Raw genomic sequence first — 19,036 nt, forward strand, 5'->3', positions numbered from 1 at the left:
CCCATGGTGCACCGGGAAATGGCTAAAGAGCAATTGTTGAAATGATAGGATTGATTTACTAACTTGATTGGCTTGTTCAAGTGGCAAATTGCAGCGATCGTAAGGGGTAAATTTGCAGCAAAAAAAAGACAGGGTACTATTACCCTGTCCCAATACTTATATGAGGTTTAGTTTTTATGGCGAGCCGTTGATGACCCTTTATTTCTACGTTGTTCATCCGGAACTTTTGGTTGCTCCTTAATCTTTCTCTTACTATCAGGACGCGAATTTTTAACCATAATTTTCCCCTCCGTATAAGTATCTTTATTTGGCTAATGCTGTTAATGCTCGGTGACGAAATCCAGTTTGGACATCGACAGCAAGCATCACAACCATGGCCAATCTTAGATTAACCGGAATAAGAGGAATTATTCTATGGTTTGGTTTGACGCTAGAATATCACCTCATAAGAATTCAAAGCCTTCAACATATTTTTTAGAAATTAATCCTATGCAGATGCAATCGAAACTTTACCTTCAATATCGATTCCAACATCAGCTTTTTTCAACAGATTTCCGATTGCACATGCTTTATCTGCGGCCAAGAATGCTCTATTAGCTAATTGCACTTGTTCTTCTGTTGCCCCTGCAGCCAGTACCATCTGTGGATGATGGACGATTTTAAATCCTTCTTCTTTTGAATAGGAAATTTCGGAATCCATAGTATATTGATCCACAGGTAATTTTCTTGCTTCGATCATAGCGACAAGGGTCATTGTATAGCAAGATGCAGCTGAAGTTAAAAGTAATCCTTTAGGTTCTGCACCTTCCCCATTACCGCCAAACTCTACTGGAATTTCGATCTTTGTTTCAAATCCACTGCCTTGAATTGTACCATTTCCTTTCACGTCACCATTCCAAACAGTTTTTATATTTGCCATGCCAATTCACTCCCTATGAAATCCAAAATCAACTTAACTATTTAACTAGTTATCTAGTAATAGAGTATTCAAAATTGTCTTATTTGTCAACCATTACCTTTAGCATTGATCATTAGGCCTAAAACAGAATGGTTTGATTTCTTACAAACTGAACATATCTATTTTATTAGCTAACCAAAAAAGTTAGTTGATTATAAATGAACATTCAGGATTTCTTTTTAAGATTGATTTACTCCCACTACATAAGTCTGCCTGCATACATGCTACTTATGACTCAAACAACTCATCCACTAAGTGTTTTAAAATCTCATATGAGCGAATTTCTTTTTCTGATTCATATATATTGGACATCACGATAATTTCATCTACCTGATACGTCTTTTGGAATTCAATTAAATCATGACGAACAGTTTCCGCATCACCCATTATTGTATAACCTAGTCTATTCTGAAGAATTTCTAGTTCAAATTGGGATAACGACTCAAGGTAGTTTTCAGTTGGCGGAATCAGCTTACTAAGATTATTTGTGTATATATCGATATATACTTGTAGATGACTCGTTGAAATAAAGAATGCCTCTTCCATTGAATCTGCTGCAATCACATTAATACAAGCAAATACATAAGGCTCTTGTAAATAAGGAGAGGGTTTAAAATTTTGACGGTAAATAGCAAGTGCTTCTTCCATGGCGCTAGGTGAAAATTGAGCACCAAATGCATAAGGTAAACCAAGATTCGCCGCGATTTTGGCTGAACTCGTTGACGAGCCCAATATATATAACGGTACATTCGTACCAACACCCGGATAAGCACGTACCTCTCCTTGTATGTTCTCATCCCCTACAAAACGCAAAATATCTTTCACTTCTCGTTCAAAGAAAAAAACTCCATTATGATTCGATCGACGAATCACATCGGCTGTTTTTTGATCTGTTCCTGGGGCACGCCCCAATGCTAAATCCACACGATTCGGAAATAATGTTTCAAGTGTTCCAAATTGCTCAGCTACCACTAATGGGGAATGGTTTGGCAGCATAATCCCCCCGGCCCCTACTCGAATCTCCTCGGTGTTTGCTAGTATATGTTGCACCATTACCACGGTAGCTGCACTGGCATAAGCATCGTGATTATGATGCTCCGCAAACCAGATTCGCTTGTAGCCCATCTTATCTACTGATTTAGCTAATGATACAGCAGAATCTATACCTTGCTTCATTATTTCTCCTTGTCTTAGTGGAGCAATGGATAAAGCGGAAATATCAAATTTTTTCATTGTTTCACCTCAAAATTAAATTATTACAAATACATCTAGTAAGCGCTAATTGCTTGCAACTATGTACGTTTTTTAATATCTTCTGCTCTAAAGGTTATACTTTCTTAACCAATCAATACATAGCCAAAATAAAGTTTTTTTACGAATTCACCTTATTTTATAAGTTTTAAAAAAACTAAAAGCCCTACTCCCGATTAAAAAATTACCAGGAAAGGACTTTTAGGTATATGGCATAATTTTTCTATATTACTATATCATTACTTGCTGTAATTAAATTTGGAAACAGTAACTTTCAAATTCTCACTCAACTCGCTTAATTTTTCAGCGGATTGTGCAACTTCATCGATGCCTTTTAATTGTTCTTCCGTTGAAGCAGAAATCTGTTGTGTAGAAGCTGCTGATTCTTCAGTGAAAGCTGATATACTGTCAACTGATTTTAGCACTTCACTTTGCAATTGATTCATGCTTAATACCCCGTTATTAATGTGTTGGATCGATTGTGCTATATTGCGAATTGAATTATTGATTGTTTCAAAAACTTGCTCTGTATCTTTTACCACAGTTTGTTGCTCAGTTGTAATGGCTTCAGTCGTTTCAACAGCTGCTGTTGCATTATTTGACTCACTTACAATCAATTGAATTGTTGTTCTGATTTCATGAGTAGCTTGTGAGGACTGCTCTGCCAATTTTCGAACTTCTTCTGCTACAACTGCAAAACCTTTTCCATGTTCTCCTGCACGAGCAGCCTCAATACTAGCATTTAAAGCCAGCAGATTTGTTTGGTTAGAGATATCATTGATCACGTCGATAATCTTTTCGATGTCCTGTATCTTGGTTGTTAATGTTGTAATAACTTGACTTACCTGACCGAGAACCTCATTCGTCTTTACCGAAGAATCTTTTAATGTATTGATCTGCATAATTCCACTATTGCTTGCTTGGTCAGCTTCTTGTGATTGCTGAAGCATTTCTGTTGCATTTTGTTTTACCTTTTCGATTTGCTCCGATAATTCTCTCGTTCTTTCATTTGTCACTTCCGCATCTTGTGCCCCTTGAGAAGCTCCCATAGCGATATCATCAAGTGTATTGACTATATCGGCTACTGACGCGGCTACCTCTTCAGAAATTGCACTCATACTAACAGATGACTCAACAACTTGTATAACCGAATCGTCAAGTGAACGGACAAGATTATTCAAGTTTTCATTCATTATATTGACAGACTCCGTTAACTGACCCAATTCATCTCTTGCACCAATTTCCAATGCTGAAGTTGTAAGGTCTCCCTCAGAAATTTTAGTAGTTACTGTAACTAACTGCTTTATTCTTTTAATTGTCCGAATGATAAACAATGTTCCAATAGCTATAATCAGAACAATGATTATGACAGCAATTCCTATACTAAATAGGAACATCTTTTTATACTCTTCTTCAAATTTCACAACTTCGTCTTCTGCATAAACATCAGAGATGTCACCAAGCTGATCGAGACTATTCCTTGCCTCAAGGAATATACTCATATTTGCTTTACTTTGTTGTTCCAATTGGCTTCTTCCAGCTATTGGTGTTGCCTGAATTTGATCAATAAGATCAGTTGTTTCGTTTTCCCACTGTGAAAAGAAAGTTTCAAAGTTATCGAAGTTATCCTCCAGGGTTAATCCTGTTTCGGGATTTTTTAGTGTTCCATATATCTCATTACTTTCATAGTTTTCCTTGGTACTCTTTATTCGATCCTTAATTTCCTTCATATTTCCATTAAAGTCCTCAAGTGCTGCCTGAAACTCCGTATCATCTTCACTAAGTATCATGGAGTTTAGTGAATTATTTGCTTGATATAAATCCCTGTCCGCGTGAATCAATTGAGTTGATGATATGTATGCATCCTGATAAATAGTATCAATTAGTCCATCGGTACTACTTTTTCCGGAAATCAGTATAAATGTTATTACTAGGACCAAAGTAATAACTGGCAAAGCTAATAAAGCAGATAATTTAGTTGCTATCGAGCTCTTTCTAAACATTTTTTCACATCCTGATGGGTATTTTTTAAATTTTTGACTAGTTATTTGGAAATAATATATTAAAATTACAGAATTCACATAAAATAGTCAATATGATTTAAGTATTTTATAATTGGCAAAAATATCATAATTATCTAATAAAATAGGATTAAAAAGTTTGGTCTATGTATTTTGGATTATGAATTTTCCAAAGGATCTTATGTTTCCCACCATATTTCCATTAAAATAAAAAACACTCACAAACCTTGATCCAACAAAATTTGTGAGTGTTATATTCCTTTTTAATCCTACAGAACGTGGGACAAATTTATTTTGAACTATTTGCTTGCCCCTACTTTAGAGCGTATAAACAGAAGTGCCAAGATTGCACCTACAAAAGCAGCGATTCCTCCCCAGAAGAAAGCTTGTTGGTACCCTTCGTTCAGAGCGGCCAACGACGTTTCTGTACTCGCGGCTGAAGTTGCAGCTGCGATGGATACTAAGATAGCTAAACCGACTGCCGATCCGACCTGATATGTTGTGTTATATAAACCAGATGCAAGACCGGACTCTTGTTCCTTAGCTTCGGATACCGCTGCCGTAGTTGCAGGGAGATAAGCTAAAGCATTACCGAGGGCGGCTAGCAGAAGAGGGATGAATACGTCAATCCAATAGCTTCCATACGTTGTATTTCCGGAAAATAAGAGCCCTGCAATTCCGAGTATAACAAATCCGAAAGCCATCGTAATTTTCATGCCGAGCTTTGCCATCACTTTTTCTGCTAAAACAATCATAAAGATAGCAATTAGAATCGGACCTGGCAACATGCCCATTGCGGCCATAAACGGCTCAAATTTCATTACCTGCTGTAAATATAGAATCAGGAAATAAATCAATGGGAACCAAGCTACTGATAGCAAGATGAGTGAAACATTCCCTGCCGCCAAGTTTGGTGTCTTGAAAATACCAAGTGGCATAAGGGGTTCTTTTCTAAACGCTTGCATAAGGATGAAGATAACGAATAAAATAGCTCCGATTATTAATGGCAATAGAGTAGAGAGTGATTGCCAGCCATTTTGCTCGGCCGTTACGATTCCGTATACAATCAAGACCAGGGATGCTGTAACAGAAAGAGCACCAGCATAATCGATTTTACCGCTTTTCTTAGTGCCTTTTTCCAGCAATTTTGGCGCCAATACCAAGACTAGTATACCAACTGGTACGTAGAATAATAACGTCCACCTCCAGCTAAGCAACTGTGTTAGGACACCTCCAAGGACAATACCAAGTGAACCGCCCGCTGCTCCGGAAAGACCCCAGAACGCTAGCGCCTTACCCATTTCCTTTTTATCCCCACTAAACAAAATCATGATAATGGAAAGCGCAGCTGGTGCAATCAAGGCAGAACCAGCACCTTGTACTGCTCGTGAAACATTAAGAGACATTTCATTCCATGCTAAACCGGCAAATAGGGATGAAACCGTTAAAATCGAAACCCCCCACATAAAAATACGTCGGTGACCAAATAAATCGGCTAATCTTCCCCCTAATAGCAGCAGCCCCCCAAACAAAATGAGAAAGGCGTTCATGACCCATTGCAAGTTTGCTTCTGTATAGCCTACGTCACTTTTAATAGCAGGCAATGCAACTTGAACAATCGCGCTATCCATCATTACGAGGAAATTTGCGAAGCATAATAAAATAAGGGCTTTCCAGCGCTTTCGATTAGGCTGCAGGTTTGTATTTAAATTTGCTGACATATATGAATTGCCCCCTATTTATCGATTAATTGTTTAATAATTGCCCTCTGCCGATTCGTTTTATAAATTTATGGAGCGGCTCCCGCTTTTTCCCCATTTCGGCATAGACATCAATGATTTTTTCTACCGTTTCATACAGTTCCTCCGGCGTTAAATTTTCGCTCAGCAAGAACCCGACCTCCGCGTCTTTCCCTTTCGCTTTTCCTCCAACATATAAATTGTAATGATCCCGAATTTTCATCACTCCTATATCGCTCAACATAGGCTCGCCACAACCAATAGGACAACCTGTATAGGCAACTCTTACAGTGAATGGCACAGCTCTCCCGGCAGTACGGCGATTTAACTCTTTTGCAACCGGCATTCCTTCCTCTAATTCGCCTTTGCAAAAATTACAGGTTCTCAAGCTTTTTACGAAGTTCCCCACTGGATAGCACGACAATCCAACACTTTGGAATTCTGCTATGATTTCTTCTTTTCTATCTTCAAGGATTTCTATATAAAGTTGTTGGAAAGTAGTTAACTCAATTTCCTCGTCTTCATTCATATATTTTGAAATCGTCATGAGTTGTTTTGAATTGAGTTTTGCCCCAAACCCGATTCCCCCATTAATAGCGATTTTTACTTTTTTAACGCTTTCTTCCATAGAAGTTTTTCTCCTTCATATTCATTTACTATACGGTGGTTAGGTATATAATTCTCAAAATTCATACCTGCCACTAGAACTAGTGACAGGTCATGTCATTATATTTTTATTTGTTTAATTTTACTCTCTGTAAACGCAAGGCATTTAATACGACCGACACGGAACTGAATGCCATCGCTGCACCAGCAACCCATGGTGCAAGGAAACCTGCTGCGGCAATTGGAATCCCGACAGTATTATAGGCAAATGCCCAGAATAGATTTTGCTTAATATTGCGCATCGTTTTGCGACTCATTAAAATCGCATCGGCAATGCTATTTAAATCGCCTCGAATAAGTGTAATATCCGCTGCCTCCATTGCAACATCTGTACCTGTACCGATGGCCATGCCAATATCAGCTGTAGCTAGTGCGGGTGCATCATTGATGCCATCGCCAACCATCGCTACCTTTTTACCTTGTTCTTGCAGTTTTTTAACTTCTTCTGCTTTCCCTTCAGGAAGCACTTCCGCAATCACTTCATCGACGCCTACCTCTTTACCGATTGCTTGAGCAGTACGTTCATTATCCCCAGTCATCATGATTACCTTGATGCCCATATCTTGTAATCGGCGTACCGCTTCACGAGAGGTATCTTTAATAGTATCTGCTACCGCAACCATCCCTGCATATTGGCCATTGATTCCAGCCAGCATTGCCGTTTTACCGTTCTTCTCCAATTCCTCCATTACTGGAAGGACCGCTGTAATATCAATTCCATATTGTTGCATAAGTTTACGTGTACCAATAATCACGCCTTGGCCTGAGATTGTCGCTTGCACACCGTAGCCTGGAATTGCTTCAAAAAATTGAATCTTGCCAAGTTCAATGCCTTTCTCCTGGATCCCTTGGACGATTGCTTGTGCCAATGGGTGCTCTGATTGCTTTTCTGCTGCACCAATCAGCGACAAGAAGTTTTGTTCATCCTTGCCTTCTGCTACCAGTACATCAGTCAAGACAGGTTTACCATGAGTAACAGTACCGGTTTTATCGACTACTACTGTGTCAATGCTTTGTGTTTGCTCTAAATGCTCGCCGCCTTTGAACAGAATACCAAATTCTGCTGCACGGCCCGAACCTGCCATAATGGAAGTTGGTGTAGCTAAACCAAGTGCACATGGACAAGCAATGACAAGTACCGCTATTAACACTTCAAGTGCAGGTGTAAATTCACCTGGATGAACCCAAATAATCCAAACGAGGAAGGTAAGGATGGCAATCCCCACTACGATCGGTACGAAAATACCTGAGATTTGGTCCGCCATACGCTGAATTGGCGCTTTAGAACCTTGGGCATCTTCTACCACTTTTATAATTTGGGCTAATGCAGTATCACGCCCCACTTTTGTAGCTGTCATTTTGATGAAGCCATTTTTATTAATGGTAGAGCCGTATAATACATCCCCACTCTTTTTATCCACTGGTAAACTTTCACCTGTCAGCATGGATTCATCAACAGCTGTTGTTCCTTCTGCTACTTCACCATCAACCGGAATTTTTTCGCCCGGTTTTACAAGTATCGTATCACCAATGACTACTTCTTCCAGCGGTACTTCTTTTTCCACTCCATCACGTACAACGATGGCTGTTTTCGCTTGAAGCCCCATCAGTTTCTTAATGGCTTCAGATGAACGACCTTTTGCTTTTGCCTCGAATAATTTCCCTAAAAGAATCAGGGTAATCAGAACAGCACTCGTTTCAAAATACAGATGTGGCCCGTGGTGCGTTCCTGCTGTTACAATTGCTTGATAAAGACTGTAAAAATACGCGGCTGATGTACCCATGACAACCAGCACATCCATATTGGCACTGCCATTTCTTAGGGCTTTATAAGCACCTACATAAAACTGTTTCCCGATGATAAATTGCACCGGTGTTGCCAATATCAATTGCACCCATGGATTCATTAGGAACTCTGGTACATATAAAAACGATGTAAATGAAAAGTGACCAACCATCGTCCATAACAATGGCAACGAAAGAATTGCAGAAATGATAAATTTCCGTTGTTGATCTTTAATGTGCTTCTCGCGGTGGTCGGCTTGTTCTCTATCCTCTTGCTTTTGGTGTGCACCATAACCAAGCTTTTCTACTTTTGCAATAATATCTGAAATCGTTACTTCCGATGGATTAAACTCAATCGTTGCTTTTTCAAGAGCTAAATTGACAGATGCTACGTCGACACCTTCCATTTTATTAAGCCCTTTTTCTATTCGTGTCGCACATGCCGCACAAGTCATACCAGTAATTTGAAGGCTCGCTTCTTTTATTTTGCTAGTTTCTGTACTCATATTTGTTTCCACCTCTATCCAATACCTATATAGGGTATATTTTTATGAAAATAAGAGAGTGCTGCAATAGCACTCTTATACTACGTCATATCCTTGTTCTTCAATTGTCTCTTTAATTTTATCCAGCGTGATTTGTGACTCATTAAAGGATACATCAACCAAAGCTTCGTCTAATTTAACAGCTACTCCGTTTACTCCTTCTAATTCACCAACACTTCCTTCTACAGCTTTTACACAATGACCGCATGACATACCTTGGACATTTAAAGTTACGTTTTGCATAATATTCTCCCCTTGTTTTTAATTTTTAAGCATCTACGCTAATGAGCAACATATTGCTCAGTTAAATTATTTTTTCATTAGTTTTTGGATGGTTACAACCAATTCATCAAGTACCGCTTCATCACCTTCTGAAAGACGATCTACGACACAGCCTTTTAAGTGACCCTCTAAAAGAATTTTAGCTACACTATTTAATGCAGATTGTGTGGCAGAAAGTTGTGTAATAACATCATCACAGTACACGTCTTTCTCGATCATCCCTTTAATGCCTCGAATTTGTCCTTCAATCCTGTTAAGTCTTGTAGTTAAATCCTTTTTTACGCGCTCTGGATGATGACTTTTTCGGGAACACGACACATTATTTACATCGAAAACTGCTTCTTCCATCAGTTCAACCTCCTAACATGTTTTCATACTACCATACCCCTGTGTGGTATGTAAAGAGAAAAGTTTTTCTTCATAAAGAGCAAGTACAAATCAATAATTTAAGCGGAGACACGGCTTGTTGACTATCATGATTAGAGTTATCCATTTTCATAATTCTATTCTAAATACGTACTTACGAAATCATTACAATTTACGAATTAACAAAAATGCGTGCTGTAATAGTTGCTTCCTTAAATAGCTTAGGTGCAACAGCTTGCCCAATTTATTTCTTGGAAGCATCTTTTAATATCAAATTAGGGACTGCCTTGATATAGATTAATTCCCCCATTAACTCCACAATAGTTTGTGTTACAATCACAGCTGCCGCTACCGATGCCCAGGATTCGGGTAATGCCAACGCCAATGGAAGGACGACAAGGGAGTTGCGTGTACCGGTACTAAAGATCAGCGCTCTCCCTGCCCCCGTTTCCAGTTTGAATGAAACGGCGATGAAACGGGAAATAATGGGTGTAATTATTAAAAACAAAATATAGATAGGGATTACACGTGCAATTACATGGAAGTCACTATATACCTTCCCTATTTGTGATGCAACTACAGCAATTAATACAAACGCCATAAATGGTACTGGCAGCCATGCTGTATTATCCAACACTTTTTTACCTGATGCGTTGTTTTTAGCCCATAATTGAGTCATTACGGCTACTATTAACGGCGCAACTATAAGTAAGAGAAAGGCTTCTAAAAACGACTCTATCCGAACTATCCCTGCCATATTTTCACCTATAAATAACCAGAGGTACAAAGGCAGCAAAATCATTTGCACTACAAATAAAATAGGCGTAGCAGCCAGCATTAATTTCTCATTTCCCCTACCCAGCCCGGTAAAAACAATTACATAATCGATACACGGTGTCAGCAACACCAAACAAACCCCTAATAATACCGGTGTGGATTGCGGAATTAATAATGTTAGAATCCAAACAATAATTGGGACCGCCATAAAATTTCCTACGAGCAATGCACCCATAAATCTAAGGTTTGAAATGGACTCTTGCAATTTCAAAAATGGAATTTGAGCGAACATCCCATACATGAGAACAGCAATGAGCGGCGAGATTGTCCAGGCCAGGCCGGTTCCTAAATGATTATTAGATAGACCTATTATTCCTCCAAGAATTAAAGAAAAAACATATATCCAAATTTGATGATTTTCTAATTTCTCCCTCGTGGTATTCACTCTATTCCCCCTTTCCTTATGTGGCTTCTTTCAAGACTTCTTTCAAGAACTTCAAATCTACTTACATAATCAAAGTTATCATAAGTATAACATGGTCAATACCTACAAAATCTCAATTACATTTCATATGTATTGGCTTACTCGGACACACTTGTCATCTGTCCTTCCTTAATAACCACATTCCCTCCTAGACAATGAGTTTATAATTTTCAAATTTTTTCAAAATATTATTGACACACATATTAGTAAATACTAATATGATAACAATAATACATATTAGTCCACACTAATATGAGAGGAGTTAAATAATGAAACAGCACACAGCCAATTTCGATACAAAGATGAAACTAATTCACGGTTTTTCTAATAAAACCCGAATGCAGATTCTTGAATGCATTAAAGAAGAAGAAAAAACTGTTTCTCAAATTATTGAAGAAACAAAAGGAAATCAGTCGAACATTTCACAGCATCTCGCTTGTTTAAAAGGTTGTGGGATTATCGTGGGCAGAAATGAAGGAAAATACATGTATTATAGCTTGCGCAATCAACATATTCGAGATCTTTTATCTATGTTTGATGTCGTACTGGAAGATGTAGAAAATGACGTTGCTTGTTGTGATCGTCATATGGATTAGGGGGAGATTACTTTGGCCGAACAATGTTGTAGCAAAAATAATGAAGTTCAACCTACAGAAAATAGTTGCTGTAGTTCTACTGTTAAACCCGAAAAATCGAGTTGCTGTTCCACTAACGGGTATAATGAGGACGAGGTAAGTTGTTGTAGTTCAACACAGGACATAGATTCAGGGACAAAAAACACAAGTTGCTGCAACAGTAAAGAACAACCACAAAATGGAATCCCTACCAATTCAATTTCTTCTGTCGAAAAGAGGACATATAGAGTGAATGGAATGGATTGTTCCGCATGTGCAGCAACCATTGAAAAAGGATTAGGCAAACTGAAAGATATAGTAGAAGTAAAGGTAAATTTCAGTACAGCAAAAATGCAAATAGCAGCAAGCAATCCTGATGCTTTAATGCCAATTGAAGCGGAAATTCAAAAACTTGGCTACGCCGCTGAGCCTTTAAATCAAAGTAAAACTATGAAAACCTACACGATAGAAGGAATGGATTGCAGCAGTTGTGCAAAGAGTATTGAAAATCACTTGAATACCCTGCCATCTGTTCAAACCGTTAGTGTTAATTTCTCTACCGGCAAAATGAAAATCGAACATTCAAGCAGTATTGATGACATTCTTTCTGAAGTCTCCAAGATTGGTTACAAAGCTGCAATACAGTTAAAGCAAAATAAGCAAACCATACAGAAACCTAAAAAAGAGATGAATTTAGTCATTTTATCCGGAGTATTGATTGCATTTGGTTATGTTAGCTCAGTGAATGAAATTTCTCCGATAATCTCATCAATGCTTTATGCCATCGCTATAGTAATGAGTGGATTTAAACCTGCAAAAAGTGCATTCTATGCAATCAAAAGTCGCTCGCTTGATATGAATGTGCTTATGTCAGCAGCTGCAGTCGGGGCTGCCCTGATTGGTGAATGGCTGGAAGGTGCAACGGTCGTATGGTTATTTGCAGTCGGCAACTACCTTCAAACTAAATCGATTGAACGAACTAGGGATTCCATTCGTAATCTTATGGATTTAGCACCTGCCGAAGCATGGCTTAAAATGGGAAATGAGATTTTTAAAAAGCCCGTTGAAGAAGTAAGTGTCGGTGACACAATCGTTGTCAAACCAGGAGAAAAAATTCCTCTCGACGGAGAAATCATACTCGGGGAATCGAGCATTAATCAGGCACCGATTACAGGTGAATCTATTCCAGTAGATAAAGCTCTTGGTGATCCCGTATATGCAGGTACAATTAATGAACATGGTTCTCTTGAAATTAAAGTGACAAAGTTAGTTGAAGATACAACGATTTCGAAAATAATTAACCTTGTTGAAGAAGCACAAGAACAAAAAGCCCCCACAGAAGCATTTGTAGATAAATTCGCAGGTATCTATACACCAATTGTATTTATATTGGCGCTGGGTATTATGGTGCTGCCTCCCCTACTTGGTTTTGGTAGTTTTGAAGAATGGTTTTATAAAGGTCTAGAATTACTAGTTGTCGCTTGTCCTTGTGCTTTAGTTATTTCTACTCCTGTTGCCATAGTATCAGCAATAGGGAATGCCGCAAAGAATGGTGTCTTAATTAAAGGCGGTACTTTCCTGGAAAAGGCTGGTGCCATTACGGCCATTGCATTCGATAAAACGGGTACTTTAACTGAAGGAAAGCCTAAAGTGACTGAAGTAAAAACAATCCATGGCTCAGAAGAAGAGTTACTATCAATCGCTTTAACTCTAGAAGAATATTCAACACATCCAATCGCTAAATCGATTATTGACTATGTGAACGAAAAAGAAATACGGCCCTATAGTGGAAGTTCATTCAAAAATATTGTGGGTAAAGGTGTTCAAGCAACCATTCAAGATGAATTCCATTATGCAGGCAATGTAAAGTTATATGAGGATCTTAATATTTCTTTAGAAAATGTGAAGGATTATATTCAAGAAATCCAAAGTAATGGAAAATCTGTCGTAATTATTGGTTCACAGGCGAAACTTATCGGAATAATTGCAGTTTCCGATACAATCCGGGAAACTACCGTATCAGCTTTAAATGCATTAGAGCTAAGCGGCGTGAAACAAACGGTCATGTTGACCGGGGATAATGTAGGAACAGCAAAATTGATTGCTTCACAAGCCAATGTCAATCGCTATTTTACGGAACTATTACCAGAGGATAAAGTATCTGCTATCAAGAAGTTGCAAAATGAAGGCCATAAGGTGGCAATGGTAGGAGACGGGATCAACGATGCTCCTGCGCTCGCAACAGCAGAGCTAGGAATTGCAATGGGCGGGGCCGGGACAGATACAGCGATGGAAACGGCAGACATCGTGTTGATGGCCGACAATCTTGATAAACTCCCTCACACAATGAAGCTGAGCCGAAAAGCCTTAATGATCATCAAACAAAATATATGGTTCTCCATCATAATAAAGGCTGCTGCACTGGTATTGATCTTCCCTGGATACTTGACACTTTGGATGGCCGTGCTGAGCGATACAGGAGCTGCATTAATCGTTATCTTAAATTCAATAAGGCTACTCAAATTTAAAGAATAATTAGTGGATGAGATGTTTCGTGATGGAGACATCTCATTTTTTCTCTTTCCCTGATCTTAATCATATTTAATATTTAAGAAGGTCCGTAAAAGCCCCAAATTTTCGCCGGGTTCAAAAGATTTAATGGCATATTTAGTTCTTCAGCTCATACTTAATTGTCTTAATGTCTTGTTACTGCATTATTTCCACCTTTTCTATATACCATTAGTTCATACCATTAGATGATCCTTATTAACATAACTAACTCAAAAGAACAAAAAAACCGTTCCCCTGCTTTGAGAAACGGAAGTTATGCCATACAAAATAAGTTAAAATATTAAACTATTAGTTGTGCCCTTAGAAATTATACATGTATTCTACTTTTCTAGAAGTTTGCTTTTCTTGTATTGCTTTGATACCCGTTAATTTTTCTATATTGCTCAAAGGTAAGTTTGTTCTTTTTCACATGCCAATAATAAGTATTGCCATCCAAAGATTCTATATAAAAAATGGGAGATTTATTTTCTTGAATCGAAGCCTTTTTCATCCCTAATCCGATATTGCTTATAGTACCTTCATACTGCCCCAGACCTATTGACTTATAACCGTAGCTGTCAAAGGAATGATAAGGGTGTACTTTGATATCTCCCTTTTTTGGAACAAAGTATAAAGTGTCGTCGGTAAGGGCTAAGTAACCGAAACGAGAGCCCTTATCAAATGCCGTGACGATAAACTTGCTGGTTTGGTTATAATTATTTTTAATATATTCGGAAACTTTCCTTTTTTGATATAAAGTGTAAATAGGATAAAATAATAACGGAACTAATATAGGTGCGGTTGTGATAAGCATACCGTGATGAAAAAACATGTTGTATTTTGACCGCAGATAAAAATATAAAATTAAAAACACAATAACCATTTTAAAAATTCTTGTTACTTTTAGTCGATGAAACGGACCGCCCATTGCCAGTAAATTCCTCTCCTATTATATATTCCCTTTCAATTATTAAGTGACTTAGGTTTCAAGTCAACAGTAAATCTCAGAACAGTTCCTTTGTTCTAGTGCCGTACAAAGCTTTGTGCCTAAATCATTTATAATGCAATGATTTGTTAATCAGGCTAACAGTATAGATGGGAGGGTGTACACCTAGTGTTTTACACATTATATAATAACCTCTAATACTTTTAATACTACACCAACATGTGATATCCCCTATCTACTTCATTTCATAGTGATTATATTGAATGCCTACTTCTATTATTAAGCTTTGACATCGCTTATTTCCTCTGTAATTAACGAAATGTATAATCCATTTTATACATACAATTTTTAGTATTATACCTTTAATTATCAAACCTTTGATAAGGCACTTCCAGTTAAAATAACTACTATAAGCTAACTAATTATAAAAATCAATACGTGCTTCAGTTCCTTTCTGAATTTTCAAAAAAGTTATTGACGACTTAATTTGAGTCAATTAAACTAAAACTAATCTGATATATCACACATCACTAACAGGAACATGTCATAAAACAGTTCGGAGGTATGGCGTTATGACTGGGATTAAGAGTTCAGATATAAGTTTTGGCATAAAGCCCGAGTATGTAAAACCCTTAAGGGAGCTAGTTCTGGAATCAATTCGAAAAGCGATTATTTCAGGGGAACTTGAACCAGGTCAACAGCTTAAAGAAAGAGAGCTTGCAGATCATATGGGAACAAGTACTACACCCATTAAGGAAGCCTTAAGGATTCTGAGTCATGAAGGGTTAGTGGAAACGAAGCCCCGAAAAGGAACGTTTGTCTCCCAAATGGTCAACACATCCATTAAGGAAATATTAATGCTAAAAGCCAGTTTAGAAAGTTTACTTGCGAGATTAGCAACCATAAAAATGAACGAAGAGCAAATCAATGAACTTGAAAAACAAATCAATTTGATGGAGCAGCTTGTCAAAAGCAATTCTATCGAAAGATTAAAAGAAGAAAATACAAATTTCCATATGCTAATCCGTGAAGCTGGAGAAAATATGATTATTTTCCAGATGGTAATGAATGTTGTTTCCTTCGATAATGCATTCCGTGATCGAACCTATAAGTATTCAGAAGAAATAGAAGAAGGCTATAAGGAGCATAGATCAATTTTTGAAGCGATTAAAGAACGCAACCCAGAGTTGGCCGAGGAACGAATGAAGATGCATATCCTTCGTTCTGCAGAAAGTGTTCTAGAAAAGTGGTAATGCCAAATCGATACTTTAAGGGGGTGGTCAATGACTGAGCACATTATTTCAATTCAGAAATGTAAGCGTTTTATTATTCGGGGTTAGTATCTTTCTTCCTTGAGCTATAATGACTATTACACTTTAATCTCACCATGAAATCGTCTGACTTAATTACTCCTGCACTAATCCTGATAACACTGAACCAATTGGTTAAGGAGGTTGTTTTTATTGACAACAAAAAAAGATGATTATAAGGTAGGCCTGAACATACCGGAGGATCAGGGAACGGGAAACGGAAACGGAAACGGAAAGGAAAAGCAATCGTTTATTAAAACCATTAAATCTTATGGTCCCGGTATTGTAGTTGTCCTAACATGGATGGGGGCCGGAGACCTTGTCGACGCATCCGTGGCTGGATCCCATTATGGTTATTCATTGATGTGGGTGTTGGCGTTAGCATTAATCATTCGCTTCGTTATTGTTAATATCATGGCCAGGTTTGAATTATGCAACACCGAAAATATGACGCTCTTAGAGGCATTCAGTAGATTGCATAAGCTGTATCCATACTTTTTCGCGTTTGCTGCAATTATTATGGGACATCTAGTAAACTCATATATGATTAAAGGATCCGGAGAAGTATTAGCTTGGATTTTTAACTTTGGCTCTCCGTTTATGTGGTCGGTTTTTGTAGTTCTGATAAGCTTGTTTATCTTGGGAAGAAATATCTACAAAAAACTTGAGCTTGTAATGAAAATTTTACTGGCAATCATGACTGCTGCATTTATTGGGTTAGCTATCTATTCACAACCAGATGCTTCCGAAATTGTTAGAGGTACCATCGGATTTGGTTTACCTGAAGACACAGGTGCTTACGGTACATTATTAGTAGCTATGTCTCTTGTTGGTGCAGTTGCAGGCTCTTTGGGCAACTTCCTTTATGGCTACTTTATTAAGGAACGTGGATGGATTGGTCCCGAGCATAAAAAAATCCAACGAAATGACCTCTTATTCGGGATCTGTATGGGGGTTGTTATTAATCTAGCCGTTTGGGTGGTTGGTGCAGAAATATTAAAGCCTAATAATATTGAGGTAACAAGTTTAAATGATATCGCAATGGCTCTGGAATTACATTTAGGGACAATCGGATCTACCATTTTCTATTTAGGTGCTTTTGGTGTTTTATACAGTAGTGTAATCGGGCATGCGATTGGGTTTCCAAAGATCTCGATTAGCTGCATTCAAATTATTAAAAATGGAAGAGAAGACAAATATGCAGTAAAATCCGAGAAGGACCCCCTTTTCAAATGGATTAGTCTCTTCATCCTAGTAACTCCGTTAATTTGGTCACTACCTAACATGCCTGGTTTCGTTTCATTAGTTGTATTTGTAAACGTTTTATATGTAATCGCACTACCTGCCATATCAATAGGGCTATTAATTATTTCAAACAAAAAAGCGTATCTAAATAACTCCACAAATAACTGGATGGAGAATATTATACTAGCAGCAACAACAATGCTGGCAATCTGGTCTTCAATTAAATTAGTGATAGGATTTTTCTAGTTAAAAAGCATAGCATAGCTGGCCTATTGAAAAAAAAATAGAAAAAGGGCTAAATGGGAAGAACCCACCTAGCCTAATAAAATATACTTCAAAAAGAAAGTTACTTAGTAAAGTAGCTTTCTTTTATTATTATACCCCTTTCTTTTAAATTTAAATAGGAACTTTAATTAAGTTGGCTTGATATCTTGCGACACGGGTTACATTTTTAGTAGCTTTTTGGTTGTATGGAGGCAAATAAAAAAACTCCAACCGAAGTTGAAGTTTAGTTGATACCGGTGGTCGGGGTCGAACCGACACTCCAGAAGGAACACGATTTTGAGTCGTGCGCGTCTGCCAATTCCGCCACACCGGCATATAAAATTATAAAAAAAATCGGTAATCCCGATCAGTAAATTGGAGGCGGCAACCGGATTTGAACCGGTGATAAAGGTGTTGCAGACCTGTGCCTTACCACTTGGCTATGCCGCCATTACTTGTATTTGGAGCGGAAGACGGGGTTCGAACCCGCGACCCCCACCTTGGCAAGGTGGTGTTCTACCACTGAACTACTTCCGCAAAATGGCTGGGGTACCAGGATTCGAACCTGGGCATGACGGAATCAAAATCCGTTGCCTTACCGCTTGGCTATACCCCAATATTTTAAGATGAAAGTAATTTTGTTATAATGGGGCGACTGATGGGAATCGAACCCACGAATGCCGGAACCACAATCCGGTGCGTTAACCACTTCGCCACAATCGCCATTATATTAGTATATATGATTTGTTTAATGATTTTATTCGTTGAATGGGGCGACTGATGGGAATCGAACCCACGAATGCCGGAACCACAATCCGGTGCGTTAACCACTTCGCCACAATCGCCATAATCACTTATCTTTAAATCAAAAAATTGGCAGGGGCAGTAGGAATCGAACCCACACTGACGGTTTTGGAGACCGTAGTTCTACCTTTAAACTATGCCCCTATAAAAGGAATGGTGGAGGGGGACGGATTCGAACCGCCGAACCCGAAGGAGCGGATTTACAGTCCGCCGCGTTTAGCCACTTCGCTACCCCTCCAGATAAATGGTGCCGGCGAAAGGAGTCGAACCCTCGACCTACTGATTACAAGTCAGTTGCTCTACCAACTGAGCTACACCGGCATTTATCTATATGGTGGGTCAGGACGGAATCGAACCGCCGACACTTAGAGCTTCAATCTAATGCTCTACCAACTGAGCTACTGACCCATATGTTATAAATTTTCAAGA

General features: G+C 38.3%; 14 protein-coding genes and 10 tRNA genes. 4 read left to right on the plus strand and 20 right to left on the minus strand.

Annotation, left to right across the window (positions count from 1 at the left end; translation table 11 throughout):
- Positions 1-487 precede the first annotated feature (487 nt).
- The 9 genes from QYB95_RS06720 to QYB95_RS06760 all read right to left on the minus strand — a co-directional run bounded on the left by QYB95_RS06720 (position 488) and on the right by QYB95_RS06760 (position 10,835).
- Positions 488-919, minus strand: a complete 432-nt coding sequence (locus QYB95_RS06720) for an OsmC family protein (protein ID WP_301137517.1) — start codon at positions 917-919, stop codon at positions 488-490.
- A gap of 267 nt (positions 920-1,186) precedes the next feature.
- Entirely contained in the window at positions 1,187-2,191 is a 1,005-nt protein-coding gene (locus QYB95_RS06725) for an LLM class flavin-dependent oxidoreductase (protein WP_301137518.1), read from the minus strand.
- Between the two features lie 257 nt (positions 2,192-2,448).
- Positions 2,449-4,212 (minus strand): methyl-accepting chemotaxis protein, encoded by a 1,764-nt coding sequence (locus QYB95_RS06730; RefSeq protein ID WP_301137519.1) that lies wholly within the window; start codon positions 4,210-4,212, stop codon positions 2,449-2,451.
- Positions 4,213-4,529: 317 nt separating this feature from the next.
- Positions 4,530-5,951, minus strand: coding sequence for an MFS transporter (locus QYB95_RS06735; protein ID WP_301137520.1), 1,422 nt, complete (start codon positions 5,949-5,951; stop codon positions 4,530-4,532).
- 25 nt (positions 5,952-5,976) lie between these two features.
- Entirely contained in the window at positions 5,977-6,597 is a 621-nt protein-coding gene (locus QYB95_RS06740) for an NAD(P)/FAD-dependent oxidoreductase (protein ID WP_301137521.1), read from the minus strand.
- 106 nt (positions 6,598-6,703) lie between these two features.
- Entirely contained in the window at positions 6,704-8,926 is a 2,223-nt protein-coding gene (locus QYB95_RS06745) for a heavy metal translocating P-type ATPase (protein ID WP_301137522.1), read from the minus strand.
- 75 nt (positions 8,927-9,001) lie between these two features.
- The gene (gene copZ, locus QYB95_RS06750) at positions 9,002-9,208 is read right to left on the minus strand and encodes a copper chaperone CopZ (protein ID WP_301137523.1); all 207 of its coding nucleotides are present in this window, start codon (positions 9,206-9,208) and stop codon (positions 9,002-9,004) included.
- Between the two features lie 66 nt (positions 9,209-9,274).
- Positions 9,275-9,595 carry a metal-sensitive transcriptional regulator gene (locus QYB95_RS06755; protein WP_301137524.1) on the minus strand — a complete coding sequence of 107 codons (321 nt, stop codon included), beginning with the start codon at positions 9,593-9,595 and terminating at the stop codon, positions 9,275-9,277.
- Between the two features lie 262 nt (positions 9,596-9,857).
- A complete protein-coding gene (locus tag QYB95_RS06760) occupies positions 9,858-10,835 on the minus strand; it encodes an arsenic resistance protein (protein ID WP_301137525.1) in 978 nt (325 codons plus the stop codon).
- A gap of 308 nt (positions 10,836-11,143) precedes the next feature.
- On the opposite strand from QYB95_RS06760, the gene QYB95_RS06765 reads away from it, so the two are divergent.
- Positions 11,144-11,470: an ArsR/SmtB family transcription factor gene (locus QYB95_RS06765; protein WP_301137526.1), complete on the plus strand. Its 327-nt coding sequence runs from the start codon at positions 11,144-11,146 to the stop codon at positions 11,468-11,470.
- A gap of 276 nt (positions 11,471-11,746) precedes the next feature.
- Positions 11,747-14,023: a heavy metal translocating P-type ATPase gene (locus QYB95_RS06770; protein WP_425609178.1), complete on the plus strand. Its 2,277-nt coding sequence runs from the start codon at positions 11,747-11,749 to the stop codon at positions 14,021-14,023.
- A gap of 364 nt (positions 14,024-14,387) precedes the next feature.
- On the opposite strand, the gene QYB95_RS06775 is transcribed toward QYB95_RS06770, so the two are convergent.
- Positions 14,388-14,966 carry a hypothetical protein gene (locus QYB95_RS06775; protein ID WP_301137528.1) on the minus strand — a complete coding sequence of 193 codons (579 nt, stop codon included), beginning with the start codon at positions 14,964-14,966 and terminating at the stop codon, positions 14,388-14,390.
- 590 nt (positions 14,967-15,556) lie between these two features.
- On the opposite strand from QYB95_RS06775, the gene QYB95_RS06780 reads away from it, so the two are divergent.
- Complete coding sequence (locus QYB95_RS06780; protein ID WP_301137529.1) at positions 15,557-16,237, plus strand: GntR family transcriptional regulator; 681 nt, start codon at positions 15,557-15,559, stop codon at positions 16,235-16,237.
- 210 nt (positions 16,238-16,447) lie between these two features.
- A complete protein-coding gene (locus QYB95_RS06785; protein WP_301137530.1) occupies positions 16,448-17,785 on the plus strand; it encodes an Nramp family divalent metal transporter in 1,338 nt (445 codons plus the stop codon).
- A gap of 270 nt (positions 17,786-18,055) precedes the next feature.
- Here the strand turns inward: QYB95_RS06785 and QYB95_RS06790 are convergent.
- The 10 genes from QYB95_RS06790 to QYB95_RS06835 form a co-directional block, all read right to left on the minus strand.
- Positions 18,056-18,137 (minus strand) — tRNA-Leu (locus QYB95_RS06790).
- A gap of 42 nt (positions 18,138-18,179) precedes the next feature.
- Positions 18,180-18,253, minus strand: a tRNA-Cys gene (locus QYB95_RS06795).
- A 12-nt stretch (positions 18,254-18,265) separates the two neighbouring features.
- Positions 18,266-18,340 (minus strand) — tRNA-Gly (locus QYB95_RS06800).
- Between the two features lie 4 nt (positions 18,341-18,344).
- Positions 18,345-18,419, minus strand: a tRNA-Gln gene (locus tag QYB95_RS06805).
- Between the two features lie 31 nt (positions 18,420-18,450).
- Positions 18,451-18,526, minus strand: a tRNA-His gene (locus QYB95_RS06810).
- 46 nt (positions 18,527-18,572) lie between these two features.
- A tRNA-His gene (locus tag QYB95_RS06815) sits at positions 18,573-18,648 on the minus strand.
- Between the two features lie 29 nt (positions 18,649-18,677).
- Positions 18,678-18,751, minus strand: a tRNA-Trp gene (locus QYB95_RS06820).
- Positions 18,752-18,761: 10 nt separating this feature from the next.
- Positions 18,762-18,845, minus strand: a tRNA-Tyr gene (locus QYB95_RS06825).
- 7 nt (positions 18,846-18,852) lie between these two features.
- A tRNA-Thr gene (locus tag QYB95_RS06830) sits at positions 18,853-18,928 on the minus strand.
- Between the two features lie 11 nt (positions 18,929-18,939).
- A tRNA-Phe gene (locus tag QYB95_RS06835) sits at positions 18,940-19,015 on the minus strand.
- Positions 19,016-19,036: the final 21 nt, after the last annotated feature.

The sequence above is a fragment of the Ureibacillus aquaedulcis genome (assembly GCF_030418165.1).
Classification (GTDB): domain Bacteria; phylum Bacillota; class Bacilli; order Bacillales_A; family Planococcaceae; genus Ureibacillus; species Ureibacillus aquaedulcis.

Coding starts and splice junctions, on each gene's coding strand:
- QYB95_RS06720 (WP_301137517.1), bottom strand. CDS start 919: ATGGCAAATATAAAAACTGTTTGGAATGGTGACGTGAAAGGAAATGGT.
- QYB95_RS06725 (WP_301137518.1), bottom strand. CDS start 2,191: ATGAAAAAATTTGATATTTCCGCTTTATCCATTGCTCCACTAAGACAA.
- QYB95_RS06730 (WP_301137519.1), bottom strand. CDS start 4,212: ATGTTTAGAAAGAGCTCGATAGCAACTAAATTATCTGCTTTATTAGCT.
- QYB95_RS06735 (WP_301137520.1), bottom strand. CDS start 5,951: ATGTCAGCAAATTTAAATACAAACCTGCAGCCTAATCGAAAGCGCTGG.
- QYB95_RS06740 (WP_301137521.1), bottom strand. CDS start 6,597: ATGGAAGAAAGCGTTAAAAAAGTAAAAATCGCTATTAATGGGGGAATC.
- QYB95_RS06745 (WP_301137522.1), bottom strand. CDS start 8,926: ATGAGTACAGAAACTAGCAAAATAAAAGAAGCGAGCCTTCAAATTACT.
- copZ (WP_301137523.1), bottom strand. CDS start 9,208: ATGCAAAACGTAACTTTAAATGTCCAAGGTATGTCATGCGGTCATTGT.
- QYB95_RS06755 (WP_301137524.1), bottom strand. CDS start 9,595: ATGGAAGAAGCAGTTTTCGATGTAAATAATGTGTCGTGTTCCCGAAAA.
- QYB95_RS06765 (WP_301137526.1), top strand. CDS start 11,144: ATGAAACAGCACACAGCCAATTTCGATACAAAGATGAAACTAATTCAC.
- QYB95_RS06770 (WP_425609178.1), top strand. CDS start 11,747: ATGGATTGTTCCGCATGTGCAGCAACCATTGAAAAAGGATTAGGCAAA.
- QYB95_RS06775 (WP_301137528.1), bottom strand. CDS start 14,966: ATGGGCGGTCCGTTTCATCGACTAAAAGTAACAAGAATTTTTAAAATG.
- QYB95_RS06780 (WP_301137529.1), top strand. CDS start 15,557: ATGACTGGGATTAAGAGTTCAGATATAAGTTTTGGCATAAAGCCCGAG.